Origin of the sequence: Bacillus taeanensis, from assembly GCF_003318295.1 — a bacterium.
Lineage (GTDB): Bacteria > Bacillota > Bacilli > Bacillales > UBA6769 > Maribacillus > Maribacillus taeanensis.
In genome coordinates this window covers 125,577-151,536 of record NZ_QOCW01000007.1, presented here as the reverse complement: position 1 = coordinate 151,536, position 25,960 = coordinate 125,577, and the positions used below count along the sequence as shown (strand labels likewise).

The following is a 25,960-nucleotide window of genomic DNA, read 5'->3' as shown; positions in this document are numbered from 1 at the left end:
AGGAGGATGAATAATTAAATGGCTGACTACAAACCTAAAAATATTGACAGCGTCGCACAAAGGGCAATAAAAGAAGATGAAAATGCTGTCCAGGCTCAAGAAATCGCAAATCAACCAATGTTTTCAATGAGAGCGCAGCAGCAGCGGGGTGAAGCAAGTAAGGAAAAATAGAAGTTAACTGAAAAGAGGATGATCATCCTCTTTTCAGTTAACTTTTTAAAACGAAATTAAAAAGGGATGTTCTTCTTCATTTAAACAACGTAAAATTCGTTCATTGTGATTTTTCCATGTTACTTTCTGCAGTGCTTCCTCTACTGAGAAGAATCCGCTTGCTAACGTTTCACTGCTGTCTCTAAGCTTTCCTCCAACTGCTTTTGCTGTAAATAAATAAACAAATGTAGAGGATTTTAAGTCTTGATACACACCGCAAAATTTCGTGATTTCCACTTCAATTCCCGATTCTTCTTTTACTTCACGAACTGCCGCTTTTTCAATTGGCTCGCCGATTTCCACATAGCCGCCCGGAAATTCCCATCCTCTCACATAGCCTTTAACAAGCAGTAATTTATTGTGATCATTTAATACAGCAACCGCTGCTGCGGTCTTATGTTTTGGAAATCCCATTTCACTTCCTCCAACAATTAATTATTCAAAAGATCCAATTTCTCTAAATATTGTTTGAGATGATAAAGAAATAATTCAATCTCTGTTTCCTCAAGCTCCCCAATATTTGCGATGCGAAAGGTGTTTAAATCAGCTAGTTTACCAGGATAAATTGTCACCCCTCGTTCATATAAATAGTCGTGGAGTTCATTAAAATGATAGCGTTTATGGCTCGGTTCAATAATAGCTGTAATAAGTTTTGCATGATGTTCTTCTTTAACAATGTGATTTAATCCAAGTTCTGTTATTCCTTTTATTAAAAGATTCCACAGCTTTTTATAACGGTTATAACGATTTACAATTCCTTCTTTCTTTGCTTCTACAACCGCCTGCTTCATTGCATAAAGAGTTTGGACAGGAGGAGTAAAACGCATTTGTCCCGTTTTCTTAAAATACTCATACTGCTCATAAAGATTTAAATAATAGCTGCGCGCTTTTATGTTTTTAAGCTGTTCGAGGCACTTCTTATTTGCAATAACAAAACTAACACCTGCCATGCCCTGTAAATTTTTATTGGAACTAGCAGCAAGATAATGAATATTCATCCTCTCCATAGCAATCGGAACAGCTGCAAATGAACTCATTGCATCAACAAGAAGCTCTACATCATAACAACGACATAATGATCCGATTGCTTCAATATCATTTAACAATCCTGTTGTTGTTTCATGGTGCACAACTGCTACGTGTGAAATTTTAGGCCACCTTTTTTTTATGATAGCCTCAAGCTTTTTTAAAGAAAGAGGATGATCCTGTTTGCTTTTATACTCAATATAGTGAATCCCATATGCATCTGCAATTTGACACATCCGCTTTCCGTAAGCCCCATTGTTTATAATAAGAAGTGTATCTTGATCAACGATTGAACTAATCATTGCTTCAACCGCCGCTGTACCCGAACCTCCAAACAATATTGTTGTGTAATCAGCTCTGTTTCCGACAATCGAAGTAAGCTCCTCAGCCGTCCACTTCATCACCGCACCAAATTCCTTTTCTCTTGGACAAATATCTGGTACAACTTGTGCATATTTTACCGTATTCGAAGTAGCTGCAGGACCAGGATTCAATAAAATTTTCTTTTCGATCACTCGATCTTTCATATTCTCTTTTATTTGCGGGTAAACCGTTTCAACCGCCCGTTTTAAGTGAACTTCATTATCAATTTCACACCACGCTAATTCTTTTACTTTATGAACAGCAATTGGCTTTTCTGAACAAAGTTCTATAAGAGCCCGCTCGTAGTCAAGTTTTTTATTTTTTTGAAGTTCCTTGTCTGCAAAATAACAAAGCGCTTGAAATGTTCCATAAGATAACTTTGTAATGCCAATTAGCTCACCATATATGTTAAATAACCGATTTTGATCTTTTTCCATATTTACAAGCTGATTCTTGTCATCTACTTCAATAAACACTTCATCGTTTGTATCGGTTAATTCACTCGCTAACAATACATCAGGATAATGATGGTATTGTAAGATCGTTAATGCGGCTTGATCATAAAGTAAATCTGATTCTAACAGTAAAAAATCTTCTTTGACGTAATTTTTAAACTGAAATAATGTGTACATACTTCCTGTCACGTCGTACTGCTCATTCGTTACACAGGTGATTTCTTTATACCGCAAGGCGAGTTCCTCGTAAAATTCTTTTAAGTACCCTGTACCAATATAAATACGTTCAATTCCTGAAGAAAGCAGGTGAAGAATAGAATGCTCAATCAGTGTCTTATCTCCTATTTCCAAAAATCCTTTTGGCTTTTCTTTTGTTCTCTTCCCAAGTCTCGATCCCAGTCCTGCTGCTAAAATAACGGCTGCTTTAACCATTTAAAAACACCTGCAATCTTTCTTTTACTTCATGAGGTTTAATATCAGGTCTAGCAAGCGGATTTTTAGAGCCTTTTGCAATTTTCATATATAAAAATGTAAGCGTATTGTTTTCTTTCCATTCCTTAATCCGCTCTTCTAATTCCTTTAAATGATGAACATAATTAACCTTTGAATAGCCGCATGCGGAAGCAATATCAATAAAATTAACATTAGGAGAGACTGTTGTCTGCCCCCCTGTTGAATCATGGGTACTGTTATCAAGTAAAATATGAAGCATATTTTTTGGACTGTAATACCCGTTTGTTGCAAGACTTCCCATCCTCATTAAAAGAGAACCATCACCATCAATAACAACAACTTTCTTCTCATCTTTTACAAGCGCTAACCCTAATCCAAGTGAACTGATACATCCCATAGAGCCAACCATATATAAATTATTTGGTGCATCTTCGACTTCGTATAACTCCCTTCCCGTTTTTCCAGTTGTGGCAAGCTGAACCGTGTCTTGATCTTTTAATGCATTTATTGTTTGTAATGCTTCAAAACGTGTTGGCAGCTGGTCGTCGTTTTCTTTTAAAGTTTTTACATCGTTTGTACGCTTGTGAAGAGGTTGATCACGTAACTTTTCTTCCGCAAATGTTCCTTTACGAATCACGAAGAAGAAGGGGATATTCTGCTCAATAACACTATCGGCAAGCTGAAGCTGTGCTTTTGCTTCTGACCAATCATGCGATAAAATTGTCCACCGTACATTCATATCTTCTAACATGCTTGTTGTAATTTTTCCCATTAATTCATGCTGCGGTTCATCTTGTATGCCTGTTTCACCTCGTAAACTGACAAAACCTAGTATCGGTATTTTAAAAGGTTCATTTAATGAAACAAGCGGTGACACAGCATTTGTTAAGCCTGAATTTTGCATTAATACAACTGATTTTTTTCCGCCAAGATAAGCTCCTGAAGCAATGGCAACAGCATCTCCTTCATTTGCTGCTGCTACATATTCACAATCATTAATCGCATAATTAATCATATACTTTAAAAAAGAACAAGGCACCCCGCTAAAAAAATTAAATCCTAAACGTTTTAGCTCTTCACCGAACCTTTTTGTTTGAATCATGAAAGATCACCAGCTTTTTGCAGATCTGAAATCGTATCAATATCGAGCCAAGAACCATTAATATATTTTACTGAAATAGGATGCGCCTTCGAAATTTCATTAAACAAATCAGAAAGTGTCATTTCTTTAAAATTGTTATCTTTTGAAAGCTTCTCTAAAGCTCTTCTTACAATTTCCGCACCCTTTTTTGATACTTTCCAAAGACCGATAAACTCTCCATTGATCTCATCTTCTTTAAAATCGCTCGACATCTCTTTAAAACGCACCGGCTTTTCATACAGCTTTCGAGAGTAAGGAGTTTCTGTTTTTACAAAGTCTTTATTGACTCCTTCAAATTCAAAGCTTGCATCAACAACAAGTGTAATATCGTTTAAATCGTGAAGAAGATCATGAAGCACATACGTTTTAAACATAATGTCTCCAAAGCTGATCACTGTATTTTCTTTAATTTGATTTTTTGCTAAATAAAGCGAATAAAGTTCTTTTGTTTGAGCATATGCATCGTTATCACACACTTTAAAATTTGTTGGTGTAATGTTTTCTTTCCCAAATCCCCTGACAACAAGAATATCTTTAATCCCCATTCGGTTATAATCATCAATTTGTAAGGAAAGAAGAGGCTTGCCGTTTACTTTCAACAATGTTTTAGGGATATTTCTCGTTAATTCATTTAACTCTCCCTGACTTGCTGCTAAAATAATCGCATTCACAGTCTTCCCTGAAGTTGGCAAATATTTCTTTTCAGCTTGTGCTAACTCATCTGCCCCCTGCAGTCTAAATACTTCTTTAACGGGAACAACTTTATTTTCAATATTAATTAAACTGTTATCTTCATAAATTTGTTTTGTTGTTTTTTGCATTGCACTAATTGCTGCACGAAGGTTATGATTCGCCCAAATCGCAACACTAATTCCCAACTCCTGCATTTTTAATGTAGGCACAGAATAATATTTTGTTGGTACAATAATGACCGGTAAGCGGTTATCCCACTCTTTCATAAAAGCTTCAATTTCACTAATGTCTGAACGTTTGCTGTGAATGAGTACCGCATCTGTACCCGCTTTTCGATACGCTTCAGCTCTTCGCAATGCTTCACTTAGTCCCCATCCCGCAATAAAAGCTTCTACTCTTGAGACAACGACAAAATCATCATCTGCTTGACTATCTTTCATTGCTTTTATTTTTCCGCAAAACTCATTGATATCAGCTAACGGCTGTGCTTCACCGCTAATAAATGAATTTGTTTTTGGAAATAGCTTATCTTCTATACATACACCAGCCGCATTTCGCTGTTCTAATTTTTTAACAAGACGCCTTGCATTATTAAAATTTCCATAACCTGTATCGCCATCTAATAAAATCGGAATCGTTGTTACATCGCTCATAAATTCGACCACATCTAATACTTGCGTCCATGATGCTTCATTATTATCTCTTACGCCCATTGCTGCTGAAATAGACAATCCGCTTGCCCATATTCCTTTAAAACCTGCTTCTTGAACAATTTTTGCAGATAATCCGTTATGAGCCTCCATCAGCAATTCAAGATTATTAGAAGAAATTAAATTTCGTAATTGTGTTGTTTTCTTCACTCTTTATGCCTCCCTACCCCATTCATCAAATAAAGCGACTTTGGCACATTATAAAAGCAGTCATGAAATCGCTTCTCATCCATAAAGAAAAATGATTCTTTTTATCATATGTAACAACAAAGTAGGCGTTCCTGAAAAAATAAAATTGACAGCATTAAAAAGATGCTGTCAATTCATTCAATCATGTTGGTAAATGAACGGTTTTAATATGATGAATATTTAAATAAATAACTTTTTCCCTAGCACTTATAAGATGAACAAAATTATTTTCAATCATCTGCAGCTGACCAATTTTAGCCGCATTTCCCCCAAGGTCAAATACAACAATTTTTCCAACTAACTTCTTTAACTGTTCATCAAATGTTCGAGCTAACGTTAAATTAGATGGATTAACTAAAAAATGTTGATTTGTTAATTTATACGGAGTTTGATTTTGATTATAAGGAATAAGCCATTTCAAATGATTTAATGGGATAAACATTGTTTGATAAACAGGTGAATAAAATACAAAGTAGTTGTTTAGAACACTTGTTACATAGCCATGAATTGATTGATTACCTGTCACAAATATTTCCGCAAAAACCCCTCTAGCATTGTTTAATACTTTCCTAAGTGAGATTTCTTCAGATTGTTTATTAATAGGGGCTTCACCTGTAACTTTAATTTCTTCATTTTCTTCTGTATTCAGCTGGAAATTTTGAATGTGAACAAACGGAATATAAAGAAAATCTTCTCCATTAAAGAGAACAATAATGTCTGAACCGATATCAACAAGAACTCCTTTATGTCGAGATTTTCCCGATACTTCTAATTTCACTTGTTCACCTATATAATTACGCATACTTTTCATCAGCTAATGTGTCACCCCTTTCCTAGAAGTAAACAAGACTGCTCCATATAAGAGTATTAAATGATGCATCACACTCAAAAGTATCACTATCTCTTCACTTAACACTTATATCGTTATACTATTAAACAGCTTTTCTACTACGCCCATAAATATTTCTATATCTTGCAGAGCCTTTTCTTCTCCACTGCGAATATTTTTTATACTCATCCGTTAATAACGGGGCTTGTTGATTTTCCGGCTGTACCATTTCTAACTCTTCTTCTACTTCAGCTTCTGTTGTAGAGAGGATAGATTCTTCATCATTCTCTTCCAAACTATAAGACTCAGGAACCTGCTTTTCTTCTTCTTCTGATTCTGAGGCAAGTGAGCGATGATTGACCAGCTTTTCTCTCATATAGAAAAAGCGATCTTTTTCTTCTGATTCAAATAACTCGTCATCATCATCTTGAACAGCAATTTCCTTTTCCTCCACGATGACGTTTTGTTGCTGTGCTGCTTTCTTTTCTTCTAATCTTACTTCCTCCTCTTCTTGTACCTCCTCTTCTCCTTGTACTTCCTGCTCTTGAACAATAATTTCTTCCACTTCTTCAATTACAACTTTCTCTTCTTGAACAATGGTTAATTCTTTTTCCACTTCTTGTTCTGTTTCATAAACCAATTCTTGTTTAATCTCTGTATCGTCTGTTGGCTGTGATTCATTTTTCAACTCTTCTAAGCTTCCTTTATAAACATGTTTAATATGATAAACCGGAATATAAATAAGCTCTTCATTAGAGATAAGCATAACCGAATCGTCTAATACTTTACACAGCACTCCTTCAACATTGTTTGGCCCTCCGCAGCTAATCTGAACCCAGGTAAGTCTTAAATGATTAAACAGATCATTATATCTTTTTACATCAATGAATTCTTTTTGTTCAACTGATAGTGGTGCTTCTTTAGAATCTTTAACCATTTTTTTAACATGATGCCGCTTATAATAGGAGATGGTGTGATCTTCATTATTATAAAAGACAATATGATCATCTTTTACTGCCAGCAATCGACCGACAAGTTTCTTTTTTCCACCAATATGAATTTGTACTTGAAATCCGATAAAGTACTTAAATTCATTATCAGGCAATTGATCGAGCATCTTTCTTCTCCTTTCTCTTTGCTGTTTTAGGTAGTGAACTAATAGTAAAATTGGGGCCGCTTCATAATTTCTTACTCAAGCGACCATATAGGAATTTATACAGAAAAGTTCAAAACCTGCAGCTGCAAATACTTTCTATTCGCAACTTTATACTTTAGAATAAGATTTTATTTTTTTACAGTTTCTCCTTCTAATGTTAATGTTCTTTCTGTTTCAACATTTTTGTTTTTTGATTTACTGCTTTGTGTTGATTGATTTGATTGCTTCGCTTCAGATTTATTGTCTTTTGCTTGATTTTCATTTTTATTTTGATTATCTTCATTTTTATTTTCTGGAACCCCTAAGCTGATGTTGCGGATATGATACATGGAAAGACGAATGACTTCATTGTTTGATACAAGTACTAAGAAGTCTTCAGTTACACTTTCCACAACACCTTCGACTTTTTCAGGGCCTCCGCGGTTAATTCGTACCCAGCGATATTTCATATTTCTTACAAGCTCGATAAAATTGCCACCTTCGATAAGCTCTAACTCATCTGTAACTTCTGCATTTATTTTCAACGTGTTTTTTACGTTTTCTGTAATACTTTTACAATGCTGCACACGGTAGTAAACAACACCATCTTGCTCTGTTAAAATTGTAAAATGATCTGAAGACACATCCAAAAGTAATCCTGTTCTTGATTCAGGACCTCCACGATCTACTTTGATTACTTTACCTTTTGACATTTCTAAATTAGTTAACATACTTTCTTTACTCATTTTGATTACTCCCCTCGCCCTTTACTAGGTTAATTCACTGTATATATATGTATCACGGGGTGATAAGGTACTATAGTAATCTGCCCATTTTATAAATACTTTGGGGAATCCGCATGAAATCGCCTATTGGACAAATAAAAAAGGTTGAACCTTATAAAGGTCAACCTAATTTCTTTACTATTGATTTATAAACAGCACTTTAAAGCGCCTCTTATTTCTCCGGCATTTCCTCATTATAAATCTCATGAAGAATGAGGTTATCCAGACTATTTACAGCACTGTTTCCTTTTTCTTCCCTTAGCTCTTCCGGTAGAGTAAATAATTTCGATAAATCTTTCGGCAGTGTATAATGTGGAACAGACACAGTACTTAATTTTACTTTTCCTTGTTTAGATGCAATATGAAAACCCCAGTCTCCAAAAGAAGGAACATATACTTTATATCCTAATGAATAGAATCCTGCACTTTGCATCGTTAAACCAATACTCCAAAATACTCTTGGTGCGTCTTCAGGAGAGTGTGCCTGACAAACAAGGATCCCATCATTCATAAGATACATGGCCATCTTTCTAAAAAACTCTTTCGTATACAATTTACTAATGACTGCATCCGCTGGATCTGGGAAATCAACAATAATCACATTATAAGAAGGAATAGTGGATGTAAAATAATTTTGCGCATCCATTACATGAAGCGAAACACGCGGATCTAATAAGGCTCCTTCGTTGTAATTTCTTAATGGCTCTTTTCGAGCTAAATTCAGCATTATCGGATCTAGTTCTACAAGATCTACTTCTTTCACATCGTCATACTTTAATACTTCCCGTAATGCAAATCCATCTCCACCGCCTAAAATCAAGATACGACTGCGGTCTTTTGCCATGGTCATCGCAGGATGAACAAGTGCTTCATGATAAAAGCGCTCATCTAATGTACTAAACTGCAGCTGTTCATTCAAATACATTCGAACATCTATCGCTCTAAGCATGACAATATCTTGATACTCACTTTTATCTTGAAAAAGAATCTCGTGATTGCTTTGCAGCAAATGTTTTAGCATTTCTTGATCCCATACATCACCTCGAAACGTATTCCGAGCATTTTGCTGTTGGGATTTTTTTGAGAAATACTCCATATTATTTTTAAAAAACTTCGGGTTCTCTCGATTATTCTTTCGATCCCCCTTATTATAGTCTTTATCTTTTCCAGGCAAATCGCTCACCTCTTTTTTTATCATAAAATAGTATAGTATTTTTGTTTTTAACTTGGTTGGGTAAGTGCCGTATTTCTTATAAAATCAACGTTTGTCCTAGAAACGTAACAAACAATTTTTTGTGTAGGTATTTATCTCTTAACGCTATCTGTCATTCTAGTAGGATGAATCATTTTTATTAAAAACCCGCATTTTTACTAGATACTTACAAAAACATGTTCCATACGCTATTAAAAAGCAACATCAGACAGGAGCGTGGTTGCTGTAATGACGTATTTAACATATGGCAGACATATTATTGTTGACATGTGGGAAATAGATTTTGAACTCCTTAACGACCTTGACTATTTACAAAAACATTTAAAAACTGCTGCTGAAAAATCTCATGCAAACGTTTTGTCGGTTGAAGGTAAAAAATTTGATCCTTCAGGAGTTACTATTCTTGTTCTATTATCCGAAAGCCATCTTTCTATTCATACGTATCCTGAAAAAGGATTTGCAGGAGTCGATTGTTATACATGCGGAAAAACAGTGGATCCCCAAATTGCCATTGATTATCTCATTTCCGTTTTAAAACCTCAAAAAACGTATGCAAAAAAATTGATCCGCGGATCAGGAATTATTGATATTACATGAATTTAAACACTATGATTAACCTGTAAAGAAAGTTTATTATTCATAAAGTTATATAAATCATCACTAATAACCAAGCAAACAGTTTGCTTGGTTATTAGTATTTATCAAAAAGCGTTAACTGCACAAATGAAGAAGTATCAAAGTTACTTAATCTTACTCCAAACAGCCATAACGGCAAATCAATAAGATGTGCTTCATATAAACGTTCGACATGATTATAAATCACTCCAGGATTTGAAACAGGCTCCATTAATGTAATGCTTTTTGAATGACTTCCCTGTCCACTTTCCTTTTTATACACAATCGCAATTGTTCTCGCTTTTAACCGTTTATCTTCAAGCCTTTTCGAAAGCAGTTTAACCATACTTTTTCCTATGTTTAAAATCATATCCTGGTCATCTGTTGGCTTTGGAAATGTTGTTTCTTTCCCAATCGTTTTATCACCTTTACGTCGATCTGCATTTACTTTATTAGATGATAAACCTAATGCAGCTTTTTGCAGTACTTCCCCTCTTATTCCTAAAATCATTTTTAAATGAAACGTATCAGCTCTCGCTAAATCACCAATTGTATAGAGAGAATGAGAATTTAATTTTTCTTCGGTTTTTTTACCGCATCCATGGAGAACCTCTAATGGTAAAGGGTGGAAATGATTACAAAATTGTTCTCTATTAAAGAGCGTACAGCCCATCGGCTTTTTCACATCTGCCGCCATCTTTGCGATAATTTTGGTTGGCCCAATTCCAATGGAAGATGGAATACTGAGCTTTTCCCATACCATTTTTTGAATATAGAAAGCGATTGATTTAGGTGCATTTCCGGCTTGTACCCGCTCTGTAATATCAACATATGCTTCATCAATTGATGCAATTTCTGTATCACCGATCAAACGTAAAAAAGCCATAATTTTTTGACTGTACGCATTATAAAGCGAATGATTTCGCTGCACTACAACGGCATTTGGACATTTTTTTAATGCTTCATACATACTCATTGTCGTATAAATTCCATTTTCTCTTGCCTCATAGCTCGCTGCAATTACTTTTCCTTTCATTTTATTATGAGGCGCTCCACCGACAATGACTGGCTTACTTTGCAATGACTCATCTTCACTTTGATGACAGCTCGCAAAAAACGAATTCATATCCGCAAGTAAAATAACCTTTTCTTCTTTCATGTTTCGACATCCTTATCCGATCAATTCTTCTCCACTTTGTTTTTTTATTATAACAAACATTTGTTCTTAACCAAAACTTTATTTCTTCAATAAAAATCCTTTACAGAAATGGAGGATAGACCCCAATTTCTGTAAAGGATTAATACACATCTCTTTTTGTAAATACAATAAAAGAAACAAGCAGTCCAGCAAGTGCCCATATTGTGAGCACGATCATAGAAAAGCCGAGATTCATACCGTTAATTGGAGGAGCCATGCCGCTCACATAATCCGTTAATCGTAAATTAACCATAAAGAGATATTTTGCTGATTCCCATGAAGAAATCATGTTCGCTAAAATCGCTCCAGCAATTAATGCAGCAAGCATAACACCCATAACAGCTGCCGTGCTTCTTATTAAAACAGAAAGCATCAATGTTAATGTGCCGACAATAACGGCAACAAACCAAACGAGACCAAGTTCCATTAAAATATACTGCCACTGATCAATTAAATGAACATTATCGGTTATTAATTCTTCACCCTGCACAGAAAAGCCAGTTAAAATCGGCATGTTCCAGCCGCCATATCCAAATATCACTCCTGAAATAATATATGACAATAATCCAACACCTAATATAATAAGCGATATGGAAAGAATAAGCGCAATATATTTGCTCATCAAAATCCGCCATCTTTTTACCGGCCTTGTAAGAAGAAGCTTTATTGTGCCGCCGCTTGCTTCAGAGGAAACAAGATCAGCGGCAATAACCATTACCATTAACGGAATTAAAAGGTCAATTGAATTTTCAACAAATACTCTCATAAAAGTGGGCGCCCCAGGTGCCGTCGGATTAACGTCGTGATCTAAATAATACTGCTGCTGACTGAGACGAATTTTTAAATACTTTCGCCATTCTTCAGATATTCCGCTTGAATTTAAACGATTTTGCGTATTAATAATTTCCTGCTGAAGCTGGGCGCGCCAATCATTTGTCCCTAATTGTTCCTGCAGTGATTTAACTTCCTTCATCTGTGCATATGTAAACAGCGCCGCAAGCACGGCAATGATCGCAAGAATAATAAACAATCTCTTCTTTCTGACTATTTTAATCATTTCATTGTGTACTAAGTTAATCAATCGTTTCACCTCCCGTTAGCTCAATAAATAAATCTTCAAGCGTCGGAAGCTTTGTTTGAATTTCACTCACTTTTACACCGGCCTGAACGAGCTTTTCATTCCACACTGAAACTTTTTCTTCATTGTAATATGTCATTAGAAAGCCGTCTTTTTCAGAAAGAATCGTTGTTTCTTCAGCAAGCAGTGCTTTTCCTTTTTCCATTGGATTTACTTTCCAAATAATCCGTTCCTGCTCAGCCAAAAGATGTTCCACTGTATCAATTCGAATAATCTCACCTTTTGAAAGAATCGCCACACGATCACACATTAATTGAATTTCGCTGAGTAAATGAGAAGAAACAAGTACACTCAGTCCTTCTTTTTCTGCTAAAAATCGAATAAATTCCCTCATCTCGCGGATTCCCACTGGATCCAGTCCATTTGTCGGTTCATCTAAAATAAGGATTTTCGGCTTCCCAAGAAGCGCCTGGGCAATTCCTAGACGCTGCCGCATTCCTAGCGAATATGTACGAACCCGATCATGAATCCGATTTTGCAGTCCGACAAGTTCAATTACTTCAGTAATCCTCTTCTCAGGTATTTCAGGAACCATTCTCACAAAATGCTGTAAATTTTCATAGCCGCTTAAATAAGGATATAATTCAGGATTTTCAACAATACAACCGATATTTTGAATAGCTTTTGAAAACTGACGGTGTAGATGATAACCGGAAAGCGAAATGGTTCCTGAAGTTGGCTTAATTAACCCAACAAGCATTCGAATTGTTGTTGTTTTCCCGGCGCCATTTGGTCCTAAAAATCCAAACACTTCTCCTTCTTTAAGCTCAAAGGACAGTCCTTTAATGATTTCCTTTTTACCGATTTTTTTGCGCAAGTTTTTCACAACAAGGGTCTCACTCCTCATTCGTATCTTCCCCTTCACTAAATGTAATTAATGCTGCAAGTCGTTCTCCTATTAATTGATAGCCTTCTGAATTTGGATGAAATTTGTCGCTGTATAAATAGTTATTTACATGCAGTTGAAATAAATCAAATGTCGGGACAAAAACAATGTTTTTATACTTTGCTGCTGTTTCAGCAGAGTCAAAGTTCCATTCCCGAACAATCTTTGATGTTTCGCTTGCGTCTGTCAAATCGTTAAACGGATTATACAGCCCGATATGAAAAACAGCCGCTTCTTCGTTTAGCTCTCGAACCTTCGTAAAAATAGATTGTAAATTCTTTAAATAAGCGGTTCTTGCTTCATCAATTTGCTCAACCGAAAAATTCCCCAGCGCTTGTCCGCTTTGAAATAAATCATTGCCGCCGATCGTCATCACAATAATAGAAGCTTGTTTCAGCTGTCTTTGAATTTCCGGCTCCTGAAGTTGATCGATAAGCTGTTTTGAAGTTTGCCCTTTAATCGAAACATTGGATAAATGGATTTCTTCGTCTGTTTTTTCCTTAAGATCGTCCATTACATAGCCTATGTAGCCTTCTCCTGATACGTCACCAGTGCCCCGTGTTAACGAATCACCAAGTGCGATAATCTTTAAATTCTCTGCATGTTGTATCGTCTCATTCACTGCTTCTATTAGCTCAAGAGCTTCTGTTTTCTTAAAAAATTGATCATTCACTATCCATCCTAAACCGATGATCCATAATAAACTTGCCGCTAAAGCAAGTACCATGATCCCTTTCACTGTATAAGTTTTCACAATTTCACCCTTTCAAAGGCTGTTAGTAACAATACTTTAACCCAATTATATAATATAGCGTTAATTTTTTCTGTAATGTAACTTACAAAAAATATGAAATCGTTTAGAGAAGAAAGTTCTTTAAATAGAAGGAAGTTTTTTTAAGAATAAAGAATATTATATAGTAAGCAAACAAATTACAATAAGGGGGTACGCTGTATGTCTGAACATTGTAATGAGGCAATGCCGTTATCTTCATTTGAACAATTTTTAAAATGCTTAGAAAACGGAAATAAACCGGTAATGGAATTTAGCGGAGGAAGAATGCTGTATGAAACAATCGAAAATGATATTCTTGCTTATTTGTACAATGATTCTTATGAAGATGTAAAAACATACCGATTCCCAAGAGAAGTGATTCGTGAACAGTTTAAGCTTGGCCACAATTTTTTCTACTATAAGGAAGAAGCATAAAATAATGAATAAAACCAGCGCACGTTATATGAATAGCGCTGGTTTTATTTTACTCATGCGTAATATTTTTCCCGTAAAAAATCTCTTCCATTTCAATTTGCAGTCTTTTTGCAATTGATTTTTGTTCGTCTTCCGGCAGTTTTTCTTTTGAATATCCGAATAAATAGTTATCTAAATTAAACTGCTTTAGCTTACATTTTGTATGAAAAATATTTTCTTGGTAGACGTTTACATCAATCATATCATAGGAATTCTGCACATCCTCAGGTATGTAGTTTTGGATTGAATTAATCTCATGATCAATAAATAATTTATGCCCTGTTACATCTCTTGTAAAGCCCCGAACACGATAATCAATCGCCATTACATCTGTTTCAAAAGAGTGAATTAAATAATTTAATGCTTTAAGAGGTGATATTTCACCACATGTGGAAACATCAATATCCGCTCGAAACGTGCTGATGCCGTCGTCTGGATGATATTCCGGGTACGTATGAACCGTAATATGACTTTTGTCAAGCGCTCCAACTACAGCGCATGGAATTGGACCAGGTGATTCTTTAAAAGATTCAATGGGTGATTCATCTACCGGTCCTTCTGACACTAATACTGTCACACTCGCTCCTTGGGGCACATAATCCTGCTTTGCGATATTTAAAATATTTGCGCCGATAATTTCTGTTACATGTGTTAAAATTTCTGTTAATCTTTCCGCATTATACTGCTCATCTATATAATTAATATATGCTTGGCGTTCTTCTTTTGTTTTCGTATAACAAATATCATACATATTAAAGCTTAAAGACTTTGTAAGGTTATTAAATTCATGCAGTTCAATTCTTTGTTTTGGCGTTAAACCCATTTCATATTCCCCTTTCTATTGCCCTCACCTTTGCTGCTGCCTTTATTTATCATCATTTACGATTCTCTTTAAGCCATGCCACTATATCTTTACCCTTTTTTTATTATTTGTATGCATCTAAAAAAGCACACCTAAGCTTAGTTAAAGTGTGCTTCATTGATAATTCGCTATTTACATGTTATAGTGTCTGCTTTAGCACTTTTCGTTAAACCATTACCATTATTCTGCTGCTGGCTGTACGCGCACTAAGTTTTTCACTTCTTTTGTAATCGTTTTAACATCATTTGTTTCCGTTCCACCCGTTTCATAGTCCCCACGAATGCGGCCTTTTTTATCAATTAAATAAATTTTAGAGATATATGTATCTTGACCTACCTTTTCATCACTCGCTGCGCTAATTTGTTTTTTGACCTTCTCTAATTCTTCAGAAGATCCCGTTAAAAACTTCCAACCATTAGAATCAATATTATGATTGCTCACATATTTCTTAACTTGTTGTAAGTGCTTCTCTTCTGTATTCATGAGCAGTGAAAGAAGTTCAACATCTCTTCCTAGTAACTCTAATTCGCTAAAGTTATTTTGCAATTGTTCCATAACCGTTAATGTGTTTTGACAATTTTCATTACAATCGGAATCATAAAACATTACAAGCTTTAACTTATCATTCTTTGGTTGATAGTCTTGTCCTTCCACTGTTTCCAGCGTAAAGCTTTCAATTTCTCCTAGTACCGGCAGTGCAGTCGACCTTACCCATAACCAATAACCGAGAGCGCTGAAAAAAACGACACCCACTAAAAGTATTAAGACGAGAATATTGCTTTTTTGTTTCGTGCTCATGACTTTTTCTCCTTTTTAAAGCATCTCATGAGAATGGACTCCATAGAGGCGAGGCCTAAGCTTTTGAGCCAGCCTCATGAGCTTTGTAATTTCGTTTTCCCTGCAGATTGCTGCACTTTTTCTTTTCTCTGCCATAAAACTGTTAGACTTATTAACGTCACCAAGATTGTCGCACCCATATCAGATAAGATTGCAATCCACAACGTTAACAGTCCTGGAATTGTTAACAGCAGCGCAATTAACTTTAATCCTAAGCTAAGCATAATGTTTAGTTTAATAATACGATTCACTTTTTTTGAAAGCGAAACAGCTGTTGGAAGTTTTCCAAGATGGTCCTGCATTAAGACGAGATCCGCTATTTCAATTGCACTATCTGTTCCTTTTCCCATTGCAATGCCTAAATCGGCTGTAGCGAGAGCTGGTGCATCATTTATCCCATCACCAATCATAGCAATTTTCCCCTGCTTTGTTAACTCTTTTATTTTTTCAACTTTTTGTTCAGGAAGAAGATTGCCGTAAAATTGTTTTACGCCCACTGCATTTGCAACTTTTTCTGCAGTTTTTTGATGATCGCCTGTCAGCATGACCGTATTCTTAATTCCCGCTTCATGAAGGGCAGCAATCACTCTTTTACTTTCTTCACGAATTTCATCAGAGATTCCAAACATCCCGAGCACACGATGCTGATCTGCTGCAAGCACAAGTGTTAATCCTTCTTCTTTTAATGCTTTAATATCTTTCTTCACTTTCTCTGACAACGATAGGTGACTCATGCTTTTCTCACTGCCAATAAAATATTTCTCACCGTTTAATACAGCAGTGATTCCCTGTCCTGATATCGTTTCAATCTCTTCAGGCTCCAATATATTCAACTGATATTCATTCACTTTTTTCATAACTGCTTTTGCTAACGGATGGGAAGAAGATTTTTCAATCGATGCTGATATTGTTAAGAAATCCTCTTTTTGATAAGCAATCATTTTTTCGACATGAGGCTCTCCTTTTGTTAAGGTGCCTGTTTTATCAAAAGCAATAGTATCAATTTTTCCAAGCTGCTCTAAAAAGACAGAGCCTTTTACAAGAATGCCGTTTCTTGCGTTGCGGGTAATTCCTGAAATATTTGCAATCGGTGACGATAAAATAAGCGCACACGGACAGCCGACAATCAGAACAGCAAGTCCTTGATAAAACGATTCTCCCCATTCTCTATTAAACAATAATGGCGGTACAACCATGACAAGCAGTGAAACCATCATAATAATCGGCGTATAATATTTCGAAAAACGATTGATAAACAGCTCTGTCGGTGTTTTTGTATCCTGTGCATCTTCTACTAAATGTAAAATTTTCGCAAGCGAAGAATCTTCATAAACTTTTGTAATTCGCACTTTTAATACACCTTCATTATTAACGCTTCCGCCAAAAACACCTTCACCGCTTTCTTTTTCAACGGGAAGCGATTCACCCGTAATGGCCGCTTCATTAACAGAGCTTTTCCCTTCGACAACAAAACCGTCTGAAGGAATTTTTTCACCTGCGCGCACAAGCACAATGTCGTCTACTTTAAGCGACTGAATTGAAACAATCCGTTCAATACCGTTTTCAATTAACACTGCTTCTTTTGGTGCCACGTTTAAAAGTTTCGCCATTGAATGACGCGCTTTTTCCATTCCAAGCCCTTCAAGGTATTCATTTAGCCCAAACAAAATCGCAACCAATGTTCCTTCTCTCCATTCACCAATGGCAATTGCTCCAATTAAGGCGATCGTCATTAACGTTTCAATATTAAATTTCAATTGAAATAAATTTTTGACACCTTGAGTAAATGTGCCATATCCGCCAAGCACCATTGCTGTAAGATACAAGCCAACGGCCGCAAATTGATAGCCAATGCTTTCAACAAAGATCGCTAAAGCAAAAAGAATGACAGAAGCTCCTAATAAAAGCTTCATTTTTGAGCCGCCATGATGATGGTGAGCGTGCAAAGATTCTTCATTTTCAATAATATTAGCACCATCTGAAGCAAGAATTTTTTTTACTTCGCTTATATTTATTTTTTCATCAACTTTTAATTTACCAGAATTGTATAAGATGCTTGCTGTTTCTCCGTGCTCTAATTGATGAATGTGTTCTTCTAAGCCTGCTGCGCAGTTTGGACATGATAAGCCTTTTAAACGATATTCCTTCATACTACTCTCTCCCTTACAGCTCATTAATCATGTAGTGCGTGATTGATCGTTTGTTTTAATGTTGTCATTACATGCTGATCTTCCGGAGAATAATAAATAGTTGTTCCCGATCTTCTAAACTTTACAAGCCGTAAATTTTTCAAAAAACGAAGCTGATGAGAAACGGTCGATTGCAATAACCCTAATTCTTCGGCAATTTCATTTACAGAACATTCTTTTTTTGATAAAAGATGTAAGATGCGAATTCGTGTTGGATCAGACAATGCTTTAAAAGTTTGTGAGACGATAAAAAGCGTTTCTTCATCCAACTCACCATAAATTTCTTCTTCTCCACTATTTTTTTCGTTATCTAACACGTTCATTCACTCCCTACTATCCTTATATTAAAGTATATGTACATATTCTCATATAGTGAATAAAAAATCTTAGTTAGATTGTATAAAATAGAGAAATTCCTGTCAAATAAGATTTAAAACGAGAAAACAATGACTTTCTAAAATCCAAAGAATCATGTTTATACTCCTGCTTTTTCAGGTAATAAACTAGAAAACGCATTTAGAAAGGAGAATGGAAATGGCAGCTGTAACAGCGGGATTTCAAGTGATGCCAAACGGTAAAGATGTAAATACAGATGGCGTCATTCCTGAAATGATTAAAGTTGTGAAAGAATCAGGTCTAAACTACGAGATTGGCCCGATGGAAACTGTTGTAGAAGGTGATTTTGATGAAGTAATCCGCGTGATTAAATCAGCGCAGCAGGTTGGAATTAATATGGGTGCAGATGAAGTGATGACAACGATTAAAGTTCATTATAAACCGGACGGCGTTTCGATTAAAAATAAAATGACAGGTGTGTAAGAGAGTTAAAAGCAGAAAGAGAGCTTCCCATCTTTCTGCTTTTTATAATGATTTACATACACTTTAGTGATGAGGAGGTTTCATATGGAAGAAAGTATCAATGTTCTGCTGTCGAACTTATTATTAACGAAAGTGGTCATTCTTTTAGCAGGCATTACTGCTATTATCCTTATTACACGGTTATTACAACGAAGTACGAGTAAATATGTAAAAGATCAGGATAACCGCTATAAAACGAGAAAAATGATTAATATTTTGGGATATGTGATTGCGCTTATTTTTATTGCAGTCATTTACAGCGACCAGCTTGGCGGCATTACGATGGTGCTCGGTGTTGCCAGTGCCGGAATCGCTTTTGCTCTGCAAGAAGTGATTATTAGTACGGCTGGTTGGATTTCAATTTTAGTAGGAAATATTTTTAAAACAGGCGACCGTGTTAAAATGGGCGGCATTAAAGGTGATGTGATTGATCTTGGCGTTTTACGAACAACAATTATGGAAGTAAATGAATGGGTTGATGGCGATTTATATAACGGCCGCATCGTAAAGGTTGCGAACAGCTTTGTTTTTAAAGAACCTCTTTATAACTATTCAAGCTATTTTCCATTTCTATGGGACGAAATAAAAATCCCGATTAAATACGGCAGCAGCTACAGCGCCGCAAAAGAAATTATTTCAAATGTTGGAAAAGAAGTAACAGGTAATTATGCAAATAACGCAAGACAGCACTGGAATGGAATGGTGAAGAAGTTTTTAATTGAAGACGCGAGCACACAGCCGATGGTAACTGTTGCCGCAAATGACAACTGGGTTGAATATACACTTCGCTATGTCGCGGAATATCGAACACGCAGAACAACGAAAGATTTGTTATTCACAAAAATTTTAGAGGAAATAGACAAAAGTTCAGAAAATATTCAATTTGCATCTGCTACATTTGATATTGTCGAATTACCTCCTGTTGATGTAAAACTTAAAAATCAGAAATCGTTTGAATAAAAGTTTGTAACACTATTATAACAACGATTGACTGGTAAAATCTTCTCTTTTTAGGACGTTCTCTTCTTATTCTGTTGAATAACGGCACCCTTACCCCTCTGTAACTGTTAATCTTTTCCATTTGTCGCAGGATCAATATAGTGTTACAGTCAGATAGGGAAAATATAAGAAGATAAATAAAAAAAGAATATGCAGGTGACAGTCATGTTAGAAATAAAAACTTCGAAGATTAGTGACGGGGAATTCAATAGAGGGGTATTTGCAACACGAGATATAAAAAAAGGAGAACTTATCCATGAAGCTCCCGTTATTCCTTATCCCAATGTACAGCATCAGCTTATTGAACATACGGTACTCGCTGATTACGTGTATGAGTATGGCATTAACCATAGTGCGGTGATTTTAGGTTATGGAATGCTGTTTAATCATTCCTATGAACCGAATGCCACATATGATATTAATTTTGATAATCACACATTCGATTACTATGCTTATACCGATATAAAAGAAGGGGAAGAAATTCTTATTAACTATAACGGCGAGATTGATGATCACACACCGCTTTGGTTTAATAAAAATGAAAATAATGAAGAAGACAAGTAAAGCTGTCTTCTCCATTTTTAACTTAACCTATTCGTTTGGCGTTCTCTCTTTCAACAGAGATAACGCTTTTTTAGAACTAACATACATGCTCATCACCATTTATTCACACACAATCACTTGCCTCGTAAATCTCCCCTTTTTAGCTACAGAGCGGTCAACAATTACAAACCCTGCTTTTTCAATTAAATCATCAATTGTTTCAACTGTTACAATAACGACTTTCTTCGCAAATTTCCGGGCACTTTGAAGCATCTCAAGCTGTTCTTCAGGAGCTAATACAGAGCAGAGGTTATACGGCATGTCAATAACCGCAGCATCAAAGCTGCCTTTTACGTCTCGTATATCTCTTAATAGTACTTTGCCTTTAAAACCAAAATAAGCCATGTTTTCCCGTGCACCAATTGCAGCAAATGGATTAGTATCACTTCCAACAATATCAATTCCCATTGATAATGCTTCTATTAAAACCGTCCCAATTCCACAGCAAGGATCAATTACCTTTATGTCGTTTACATTAGGAACAGCGATATTCACGACTGCTCGCGCTACACGTGTGCTCAGCGCAGTAGAATAATTTTGCGGCTTTTTTTGATGATGCAGCCAAACGGGCTTACTTTTTAAACAGCTGCCAAATACCCATCCTTCCCTTCCTTTCATTATTCCAAACAACTGTTCAGGATTAACTAAATCGACCTTTCCCTCTATCTTTAAACCAATGTTTCGCTCAATCATGCGTCTTTCTTCAAAACTTACCTTTTCACTATCAGCTAAATCACTATTTTCAATCATTATTACTTTAAATGTTCTGTCAACAATTTTTAAGTTCTTAACCTGCTCAACTATGTCTTCTAAGCCGGTGCCCTTATAAATTACATCAATTCTTTCTTTTATAAATGGACTGCGGCTCGGATCAATGCATATTGAACTTTCCAGTACAGCTGATTCTGTATCAAAGCCAAAAAATGAGCGCATTTCTAGGCAGCATAAGAAACGTTCATCCTCATGACACGAATATGTATAGATATAATTCATCTGCTCTTGGTTATACTCAACCAAGCTTCCCCACCTTTACTAATCAATTTACTTTATCTACCCATTATAAGTGAAAAAAGCATCTTTTCTAGCTGGAAAATATATTTCTATTAAATCTTTAAAGCTCAAAACAAAAAAAGTAGAGCAAGATCCTCTACCTTGCTCTACTTTTTGCTAGTTAATATAGCGGGTTTTATTAATAACAATTAAATGATTATAACGGTCAATTAAAAAGCCAAGTCCAAGCATAAAAAGAATTGTCCCTACTCCAAGGCCTGTTAAATGATGTTGAAAAAGAAAAATGAACATACTAATTGATAATGGAATCGACATACAAAAGATTGTTCCCACTGTATAGTTTTGCTTTAATTTCGCAAAAGCCTGCAGCAAATAATCACAAGGTAAGTAAACTGCGTGAAGTTGAAAATAAATACATACGGCAACTGCCACAAAATTTATCCCTATAAATAAATATAAACAACGAAGCCAAATATTGTCCGGTATATAAATAATGTGATGCATATAAACAAATACGTCAATAAAAAGACCAAAGATAAAGGCTAAAGACATACTTTTTATAACGGTTGCGAGCGTAAATTTTATTTTCATTAAACCGCTAAGTATAAAGGCTACACAATTTAAAAGAATGATGCATATGCCAATTGAAATAGGTAAGATTGAGGCAAGGTTTTGTCCAGCAGATGTCCAAGGAGCACTTCCAAGGTTTGCAGCGATCATGAAACTGTTCCCTAACGCATTTAATGTAATCGAAAAAACAAACCATAAGTTTACATGTGTGTTTCTCATCGTAACCCTTCTTTTTTAAAAAGTTTTTATATGTATGACAGGTAACTCTTAAAAATAAACTACGTTCATTTTTATACCTTACTCTTCATTACCCATTATTTTCTTTATCCTTCCACCTTTTTTATATCTTATAACCTTTTTTATAGCAATTTTCATTTTCACTTGTTTTTGTTTAAATTTTTATTAATCACCTCCTAAAAAACGCTTACATTTATTATTTTCATAGAAATATGCATAAAGGCTTCTAAATTTATTCATATTTGATATTCGTTTTTTGAAAATAAAGTCAGCAGTATGACTGTGACAGATATCACAGTGAATGATATCACTTTCTCTTACAACGTCATTAATCATTAAACTCAATATAGAATTTGCACTTAATGAGTCTTCAATTGTCGCTATTACTGATAAAAAAAGAATTATAAACTATGTTTTTGTAAGATTTCAAAGTATCGTGAAGAAGAACTAATTGGGCAGGACCATAAAATTATAAACGCCGGCTATCATTCGAAAGCATTTTTTAAAAAGATGTGGCAAACAATCGGCAGAGGAGAAGTGTGGCAAGGTGAAATAAAAAATAAACTTATAAACTCAAATAAGCCGTTCTATCTACGTATTTCATAATAAATGCGTAAATAGAACAGCTTAATTTTAATAATGTAACAGAAAAAACTTCATTATCTCCAGCTATTGTTTAGTTTTCTTTTGATTCGCTGAAGGGCATTGTCAATTGATTTTACAGGGATACTTAATTCTTCAGAAATTTCTTGGTATGATAGACCGTCCATATACAAGGCTAATACACCTCTTTCTAAATCACTGAGCAGTTTTGCTATTTTCAGTTCCATATCACCAGCTTTTTCCTGATTGATTAGTAATGTTTCTGGATTCATTATTTTTTCTCCAGGAATTAAATCCATCAGTGTAGCATTTGAATCGATATTATTAATCGGCTTGTCCAAGGAAATAGATGAATTTAAAGGCACATGCTTTTGACGAGTAGCCGTTTTAATCGCCGTGATAATTTGCCTTGTAATACAAAGTTCCGCAAAAGACTTAAAAGAAGTCACCTTTTCCTCTCTGAAGTCACGGATCGCTTTATATAAACCAATCATTCCCTCTTGAATAATATCTTCTTTATCTGCACCAATTAAAAAGTATGATCTTGCCTTCCCGCGAACCAGGCTCTGATATTTGTTAAGTAAATAATCTAATGACTCGCCATCCCCATTGCGACACATTTCGATTAATACGCTGTCTTCTAATCTCGTATTCTTTTCAACTAGTTTTACTTCACTATTTAAACTCACTTTAAATACCCCCACCGCACTCAGTTGAGTTTTAATATTTAATAACTAACTCAAATATAGAAATAATGTTTTCATTTTTAACATACTTCGATACACTCTGAAAATTTCTTTAGTCAAATAAAAGTATAAAGCACGAAAAATGCAAACGCTGTCGAAATATGAAAAGTAGAGGTGAGAATCTAAAAATATTTTATATCTTTTTGAAGAGAGGAAAACGTTATATCTAAATTAGCTTTTTAATGATTCTAGCTTGATTTCCTTCGACTGTAATATCCAGCAAAATGAAAAAGGCATATTCCCCTGTTAGAATATGCCTTCAAACTATTGATGATCTGAGAGGGATTCGAACCCCCGACCCCGTCCCTGTCAAGGACGTATTCTCCCGCTGAACTATCAGATCGCACTCTAAAATAACCGCCTGTCATTTTGTAATATTATTATATATGATGAGACCTAGTATGTGCAATAAAAAATTTTAAAGCCTTTTCATAATCCGAACTGAAATTTTTTCTATTACCATTACCTAATAATTCCTTTCATAATACGATTAATTCGTTTATCATAAAATTATACAGTTTTGCATTTTAGCAGTTTGTACTTATCGTTATTTTTATTAGAAGAAACATCCTTCTTATTAGACTGCAAGCTTTTCAAAAAAGGGGCATACATCATGAAAAAATGGATTGTAAATAACAAGATTCTTCTTCTTATCAGTTTGGCTGCTGTTCTTTTATTAGGATTGGCTTTCAATCAGTTTCAACGCGGACACGTTCCGAAAGAAGTAAAAGAACAAGCAGCAAAGCTTTCAACAAACACTTCCACAAAAGAAAATGCTCATGGATATAGCGTAGGTGAAGTTAAAGGCAAAATTAGCGTCATTCATGATTATTTAAATACCAAGCTATGTTGGGGACGATATCAAGCATTTGATAAAGGCAGCAAAAACTGGGGAGAGATCGAACCTACAGTTAATCGTTTTATTGAAAATCTTGATGAAATGATTGCTGCGACTGAAGGGAATGAGAAACTTCAGGCAGATTTAATGGTTGCCCGTCAAGCTTTTACATATGCTCTTGAAAACGAAGATAAGATTACACTCGTTTATTTGCATCGTATTTTTCACGATTTAGATGGTGAAATAAACGACGAAACCCTTGATAAATTTGGTTATGCATCTTATGCAAATGGAGACATTTCCCGTGTTTGGAATCACATCACTATAAAAGAATAACTCTCATACAAAAACGTTCTTCATATATGTATTTGCTTTCTCATAACAATTGCTCCTTTCATGATGAATCCACCTTAATTGTTTGTATTCTCTGGTTTAGAAGATTTATAATAAAGATGGCTGTTAAAAAACTTCTACATCATAGTATTTATACCCTTCTTTTCTTTACTAAAACATATGTATATAGGGGGAAAACTTATGGAAAAGGGAAGGACCGAAGAAACCACGATATACAGTGAACGATTAGGCGAAGAAATAACAATTATGGTTTATTTACCACCAAATTATTCAACGTTTCTTACATATCCTGTGTTAATCGCTCAAGATGGCAAAGACTATTTTCAATTAGGCCGAATTGCTAGTACAACAGACCGACTGATTAATGAAGAAAAAGTAAGAGCGTTTATCATTGTTGCGATTCCTTACAAAAGCGTAGAAGATCGGCGAAGAAAATACCATCCTGATGGTTCGCAAAATCAAGAGTATATTGAATTTCTTGCAGAAGAACTGCTTCCTTTTATTAATCAAACATATGCTGTTGAATCGATTGGAACAGAGCGGACGCTTATTGGTGATTCACTAGGAGCAACTGTTTCTTTATTAACAGCACTAACCTATCCGCATACATTCAGCAACGTAATCATGCAGTCACCTTATGTCGATGAAACTGTCATTAATAAAGTTAAAAATAGTCATACATCAGCGTCTCTCTCAATTTATCATGTGATTGGGATGAAAGAAACAGCTGTTAAAACAACCAATCACAGCACAAAAGACTTTTTAACACCAAATCGAGAATTGAAAGCTGTAATTAATAAGAAAGAGTTCCATTATTTTTATGAAGAGTTTGAGGGCGATCATACATGGAAATACTGGCAGCCTGATTTAAAACGAGCGCTTGAACTTCATTACCTTAAGTAAGTAAACACCATATAAAAGTAAGCCAAAATTTGCTATAATATACTTACTGTCAAAATTTTTTCTAT

27 protein-coding genes and 1 tRNA gene are annotated in these 25,960 nt (G+C 35.2%); 8 read left to right on the top strand and 20 right to left on the bottom strand.

Translation table 11 applies throughout. From position 1 onward, the window contains the following. Window positions 1–18 precede the first annotated feature (18 nt). Entirely contained in the window at window positions 19–171 is a 153-nt protein-coding gene (locus DS031_RS23570) for a hypothetical protein (RefSeq protein ID WP_181833073.1), read from the top strand. A gap of 45 nt (window positions 172–216) precedes the next feature. Here DS031_RS23570 and DS031_RS09090 read toward each other — a convergent pair whose 3' ends face one another. The 8 genes from DS031_RS09090 to DS031_RS09055 all read right to left on the bottom strand — a co-directional run bounded on the left by DS031_RS09090 (window position 217) and on the right by DS031_RS09055 (window position 9,163). Continuing rightward, window positions 217–624 (bottom strand): NUDIX hydrolase, encoded by a 408-nt coding sequence (locus DS031_RS09090; RefSeq protein WP_113805750.1) that lies wholly within the window; start codon window positions 622–624, stop codon window positions 217–219. A 17-nt stretch (window positions 625–641) separates the two neighbouring features. Next, a complete protein-coding gene (locus DS031_RS09085; RefSeq protein WP_113805749.1) occupies window positions 642–2,486 on the bottom strand; it encodes a 2-aminoethylphosphonate aminotransferase in 1,845 nt (614 codons plus the stop codon). Further along, window positions 2,479–3,609, bottom strand: a complete 1,131-nt coding sequence (gene aepY / locus DS031_RS09080; RefSeq protein ID WP_113805748.1) for a phosphonopyruvate decarboxylase — start codon at window positions 3,607–3,609, stop codon at window positions 2,479–2,481. The genes DS031_RS09085 and aepY overlap by 8 nt, the downstream gene beginning before the upstream one ends. Then, window positions 3,606–5,201 (bottom strand): phosphoenolpyruvate mutase, encoded by a 1,596-nt coding sequence (gene aepX, locus DS031_RS09075; RefSeq protein ID WP_113805747.1) that lies wholly within the window; start codon window positions 5,199–5,201, stop codon window positions 3,606–3,608. The genes aepY and aepX overlap by 4 nt, the downstream gene beginning before the upstream one ends. Window positions 5,202–5,382: 181 nt before the next feature. Further along, window positions 5,383–6,051, bottom strand: a complete 669-nt coding sequence (locus tag DS031_RS09070; RefSeq protein WP_113805746.1) for a DUF2642 domain-containing protein — start codon at window positions 6,049–6,051, stop codon at window positions 5,383–5,385. Window positions 6,052–6,172: 121 nt separating this feature from the next. Next, window positions 6,173–7,186 carry an LSm family protein gene (locus DS031_RS09065; protein ID WP_113805745.1) on the bottom strand — a complete coding sequence of 338 codons (1,014 nt, stop codon included), beginning with the start codon at window positions 7,184–7,186 and terminating at the stop codon, window positions 6,173–6,175. A 167-nt stretch (window positions 7,187–7,353) separates the two neighbouring features. Further along, on the bottom strand, window positions 7,354–7,950 hold the full coding sequence (locus DS031_RS09060) for a hypothetical protein (RefSeq protein WP_113805744.1): 597 nt from the start codon (window positions 7,948–7,950) through the stop codon (window positions 7,354–7,356). Between the two features lie 211 nt (window positions 7,951–8,161). Next, window positions 8,162–9,163: a spermine/spermidine synthase domain-containing protein gene (locus DS031_RS09055; RefSeq protein ID WP_245947296.1), complete on the bottom strand. Its 1,002-nt coding sequence runs from the start codon at window positions 9,161–9,163 to the stop codon at window positions 8,162–8,164. Window positions 9,164–9,430: 267 nt separating this feature from the next. Between DS031_RS09055 and speD (DS031_RS09050) the strand changes: the two genes are divergently transcribed. Further along, on the top strand, window positions 9,431–9,799 hold the full coding sequence (gene speD / locus DS031_RS09050; RefSeq protein ID WP_113805743.1) for an adenosylmethionine decarboxylase: 369 nt from the start codon (window positions 9,431–9,433) through the stop codon (window positions 9,797–9,799). Window positions 9,800–9,893: 94 nt separating this feature from the next. Here speD (DS031_RS09050) and DS031_RS09045 read toward each other — a convergent pair whose 3' ends face one another. The 4 genes from DS031_RS09045 to DS031_RS09030 all read right to left on the bottom strand — a co-directional run bounded on the left by DS031_RS09045 (window position 9,894) and on the right by DS031_RS09030 (window position 13,793). Further along, window positions 9,894–10,976: a Y-family DNA polymerase gene (locus tag DS031_RS09045; RefSeq protein WP_113805742.1), complete on the bottom strand. Its 1,083-nt coding sequence runs from the start codon at window positions 10,974–10,976 to the stop codon at window positions 9,894–9,896. A gap of 139 nt (window positions 10,977–11,115) precedes the next feature. Next, on the bottom strand, window positions 11,116–12,096 hold the full coding sequence (locus tag DS031_RS09040) for an ABC transporter permease (protein WP_113805741.1): 981 nt from the start codon (window positions 12,094–12,096) through the stop codon (window positions 11,116–11,118). After that, window positions 12,089–13,000 (bottom strand): ABC transporter ATP-binding protein, encoded by a 912-nt coding sequence (locus tag DS031_RS09035; protein ID WP_113805740.1) that lies wholly within the window; start codon window positions 12,998–13,000, stop codon window positions 12,089–12,091. The genes DS031_RS09040 and DS031_RS09035 overlap by 8 nt, the downstream gene beginning before the upstream one ends. Beyond that, window positions 12,990–13,793: an SGNH/GDSL hydrolase family protein gene (locus DS031_RS09030; protein WP_245947295.1), complete on the bottom strand. Its 804-nt coding sequence runs from the start codon at window positions 13,791–13,793 to the stop codon at window positions 12,990–12,992. Before DS031_RS09030 ends, DS031_RS09035 begins: the two co-directional genes overlap by 11 nt. A 198-nt stretch (window positions 13,794–13,991) precedes the next feature. Between DS031_RS09030 and DS031_RS09025 the strand changes: the two genes are divergently transcribed. After that, the gene (locus tag DS031_RS09025) at window positions 13,992–14,246 is read left to right on the top strand and encodes a hypothetical protein (protein ID WP_113805739.1); all 255 of its coding nucleotides are present in this window, start codon (window positions 13,992–13,994) and stop codon (window positions 14,244–14,246) included. 49 nt (window positions 14,247–14,295) lie between these two features. On the opposite strand, the gene speD (DS031_RS09020) is transcribed toward DS031_RS09025, so the two are convergent. The 4 genes from speD (DS031_RS09020) to DS031_RS09005 form a co-directional block, all read right to left on the bottom strand. After that, window positions 14,296–15,108 carry an adenosylmethionine decarboxylase gene (speD, locus tag DS031_RS09020; protein WP_113805738.1) on the bottom strand — a complete coding sequence of 271 codons (813 nt, stop codon included), beginning with the start codon at window positions 15,106–15,108 and terminating at the stop codon, window positions 14,296–14,298. A 219-nt stretch (window positions 15,109–15,327) separates the two neighbouring features. Then, on the bottom strand, window positions 15,328–15,945 hold the full coding sequence (locus DS031_RS09015; protein WP_113805737.1) for an SCO family protein: 618 nt from the start codon (window positions 15,943–15,945) through the stop codon (window positions 15,328–15,330). Between the two features lie 74 nt (window positions 15,946–16,019). Next, window positions 16,020–18,134, bottom strand: a complete 2,115-nt coding sequence (locus tag DS031_RS09010; protein WP_113805736.1) for a heavy metal translocating P-type ATPase — start codon at window positions 18,132–18,134, stop codon at window positions 16,020–16,022. 23 nt (window positions 18,135–18,157) lie between these two features. Continuing rightward, window positions 18,158–18,454, bottom strand: coding sequence for an ArsR/SmtB family transcription factor (locus tag DS031_RS09005; protein WP_425451952.1), 297 nt, complete (start codon window positions 18,452–18,454; stop codon window positions 18,158–18,160). A gap of 253 nt (window positions 18,455–18,707) precedes the next feature. On the opposite strand from DS031_RS09005, the gene DS031_RS09000 reads away from it, so the two are divergent. From DS031_RS09000 to DS031_RS08990, 3 genes are all read left to right on the top strand, one after another. Next, window positions 18,708–18,992: a thiamine-binding protein gene (locus tag DS031_RS09000; RefSeq protein ID WP_113805734.1), complete on the top strand. Its 285-nt coding sequence runs from the start codon at window positions 18,708–18,710 to the stop codon at window positions 18,990–18,992. Window positions 18,993–19,076: 84 nt separating this feature from the next. Then, complete coding sequence (locus tag DS031_RS08995) at window positions 19,077–19,991, top strand: mechanosensitive ion channel family protein (protein ID WP_113805733.1); 915 nt, start codon at window positions 19,077–19,079, stop codon at window positions 19,989–19,991. 204 nt (window positions 19,992–20,195) lie between these two features. Then, window positions 20,196–20,594, top strand: a complete 399-nt coding sequence (locus DS031_RS08990; RefSeq protein ID WP_113805732.1) for an SET domain-containing protein — start codon at window positions 20,196–20,198, stop codon at window positions 20,592–20,594. Between the two features lie 99 nt (window positions 20,595–20,693). On the opposite strand, the gene DS031_RS08985 is transcribed toward DS031_RS08990, so the two are convergent. The 4 genes from DS031_RS08985 to DS031_RS08970 form a co-directional block, all read right to left on the bottom strand. Next, window positions 20,694–21,650, bottom strand: a complete 957-nt coding sequence (locus tag DS031_RS08985; protein ID WP_245947293.1) for a TRM11 family SAM-dependent methyltransferase — start codon at window positions 21,648–21,650, stop codon at window positions 20,694–20,696. A 150-nt stretch (window positions 21,651–21,800) separates the two neighbouring features. Continuing rightward, window positions 21,801–22,433 carry a YczE/YyaS/YitT family protein gene (locus tag DS031_RS08980; RefSeq protein WP_113805731.1) on the bottom strand — a complete coding sequence of 211 codons (633 nt, stop codon included), beginning with the start codon at window positions 22,431–22,433 and terminating at the stop codon, window positions 21,801–21,803. 677 nt (window positions 22,434–23,110) lie between these two features. Further along, entirely contained in the window at window positions 23,111–23,674 is a 564-nt protein-coding gene (gene sigH, locus DS031_RS08975; RefSeq protein WP_425451951.1) for an RNA polymerase sporulation sigma factor SigH, read from the bottom strand. Window positions 23,675–24,071: 397 nt separating this feature from the next. Continuing rightward, window positions 24,072–24,143 (bottom strand) — tRNA-Val (locus DS031_RS08970). A gap of 270 nt (window positions 24,144–24,413) precedes the next feature. On the opposite strand from DS031_RS08970, the gene DS031_RS08965 reads away from it, so the two are divergent. Both DS031_RS08965 and DS031_RS08960 read left to right on the top strand, forming a co-directional pair. Further along, on the top strand, window positions 24,414–24,974 hold the full coding sequence (locus DS031_RS08965; protein ID WP_113805729.1) for a hypothetical protein: 561 nt from the start codon (window positions 24,414–24,416) through the stop codon (window positions 24,972–24,974). Between the two features lie 198 nt (window positions 24,975–25,172). Further along, the gene (locus DS031_RS08960; protein ID WP_113805728.1) at window positions 25,173–25,895 is read left to right on the top strand and encodes an alpha/beta hydrolase; all 723 of its coding nucleotides are present in this window, start codon (window positions 25,173–25,175) and stop codon (window positions 25,893–25,895) included. The last annotated feature ends 65 nt before the right edge of the window (window positions 25,896–25,960 follow it).

Bases quoted from the DNA above. Each gene is read 5' to 3' on its own strand.
- DS031_RS09045 (WP_113805742.1), bottom strand. From the start codon at position 10,976: ATGAAAGAAGAAAAGGTTATTTTACTTGCGGATATGAATTCGTTTTTT.
- DS031_RS09000 (WP_113805734.1), top strand. From the start codon at position 18,708: ATGGCAGCTGTAACAGCGGGATTTCAAGTGATGCCAAACGGTAAAGAT.
- DS031_RS09010 (WP_113805736.1), bottom strand. From the start codon at position 18,134: ATGAAGGAATATCGTTTAAAAGGCTTATCATGTCCAAACTGCGCAGCA.
- DS031_RS09085 (WP_113805749.1), bottom strand. From the start codon at position 2,486: ATGGTTAAAGCAGCCGTTATTTTAGCAGCAGGACTGGGATCGAGACTT.
- DS031_RS09065 (WP_113805745.1), bottom strand. From the start codon at position 7,186: ATGCTCGATCAATTGCCTGATAATGAATTTAAGTACTTTATCGGATTT.
- sigH (WP_425451951.1), bottom strand. From the start codon at position 23,674: ATGTGTCGCAATGGGGATGGCGAGTCATTAGATTATTTACTTAACAAA.
- DS031_RS09025 (WP_113805739.1), top strand. From the start codon at position 13,992: ATGTCTGAACATTGTAATGAGGCAATGCCGTTATCTTCATTTGAACAA.
- speD (WP_113805738.1), bottom strand. From the start codon at position 15,108: ATGGGTTTAACGCCAAAACAAAGAATTGAACTGCATGAATTTAATAAC.
- DS031_RS09015 (WP_113805737.1), bottom strand. From the start codon at position 15,945: ATGAGCACGAAACAAAAAAGCAATATTCTCGTCTTAATACTTTTAGTG.
- DS031_RS09070 (WP_113805746.1), bottom strand. From the start codon at position 6,051: ATGAAAAGTATGCGTAATTATATAGGTGAACAAGTGAAATTAGAAGTA.
- aepY (WP_113805748.1), bottom strand. From the start codon at position 3,609: ATGATTCAAACAAAAAGGTTCGGTGAAGAGCTAAAACGTTTAGGATTT.
- DS031_RS09035 (WP_113805740.1), bottom strand. From the start codon at position 13,000: ATGAGGAGTGAGACCCTTGTTGTGAAAAACTTGCGCAAAAAAATCGGT.
- DS031_RS23570 (WP_181833073.1), top strand. From the start codon at position 19: ATGGCTGACTACAAACCTAAAAATATTGACAGCGTCGCACAAAGGGCA.
- DS031_RS09090 (WP_113805750.1), bottom strand. From the start codon at position 624: ATGGGATTTCCAAAACATAAGACCGCAGCAGCGGTTGCTGTATTAAAT.
- DS031_RS09060 (WP_113805744.1), bottom strand. From the start codon at position 7,950: ATGAGTAAAGAAAGTATGTTAACTAATTTAGAAATGTCAAAAGGTAAA.
- DS031_RS08980 (WP_113805731.1), bottom strand. From the start codon at position 22,433: ATGAGAAACACACATGTAAACTTATGGTTTGTTTTTTCGATTACATTA.
- speD (WP_113805743.1), top strand. From the start codon at position 9,431: ATGACGTATTTAACATATGGCAGACATATTATTGTTGACATGTGGGAA.
- DS031_RS08990 (WP_113805732.1), top strand. From the start codon at position 20,196: ATGTTAGAAATAAAAACTTCGAAGATTAGTGACGGGGAATTCAATAGA.
- DS031_RS08960 (WP_113805728.1), top strand. From the start codon at position 25,173: ATGGAAAAGGGAAGGACCGAAGAAACCACGATATACAGTGAACGATTA.
- DS031_RS08995 (WP_113805733.1), top strand. From the start codon at position 19,077: ATGGAAGAAAGTATCAATGTTCTGCTGTCGAACTTATTATTAACGAAA.
- DS031_RS08965 (WP_113805729.1), top strand. From the start codon at position 24,414: ATGAAAAAATGGATTGTAAATAACAAGATTCTTCTTCTTATCAGTTTG.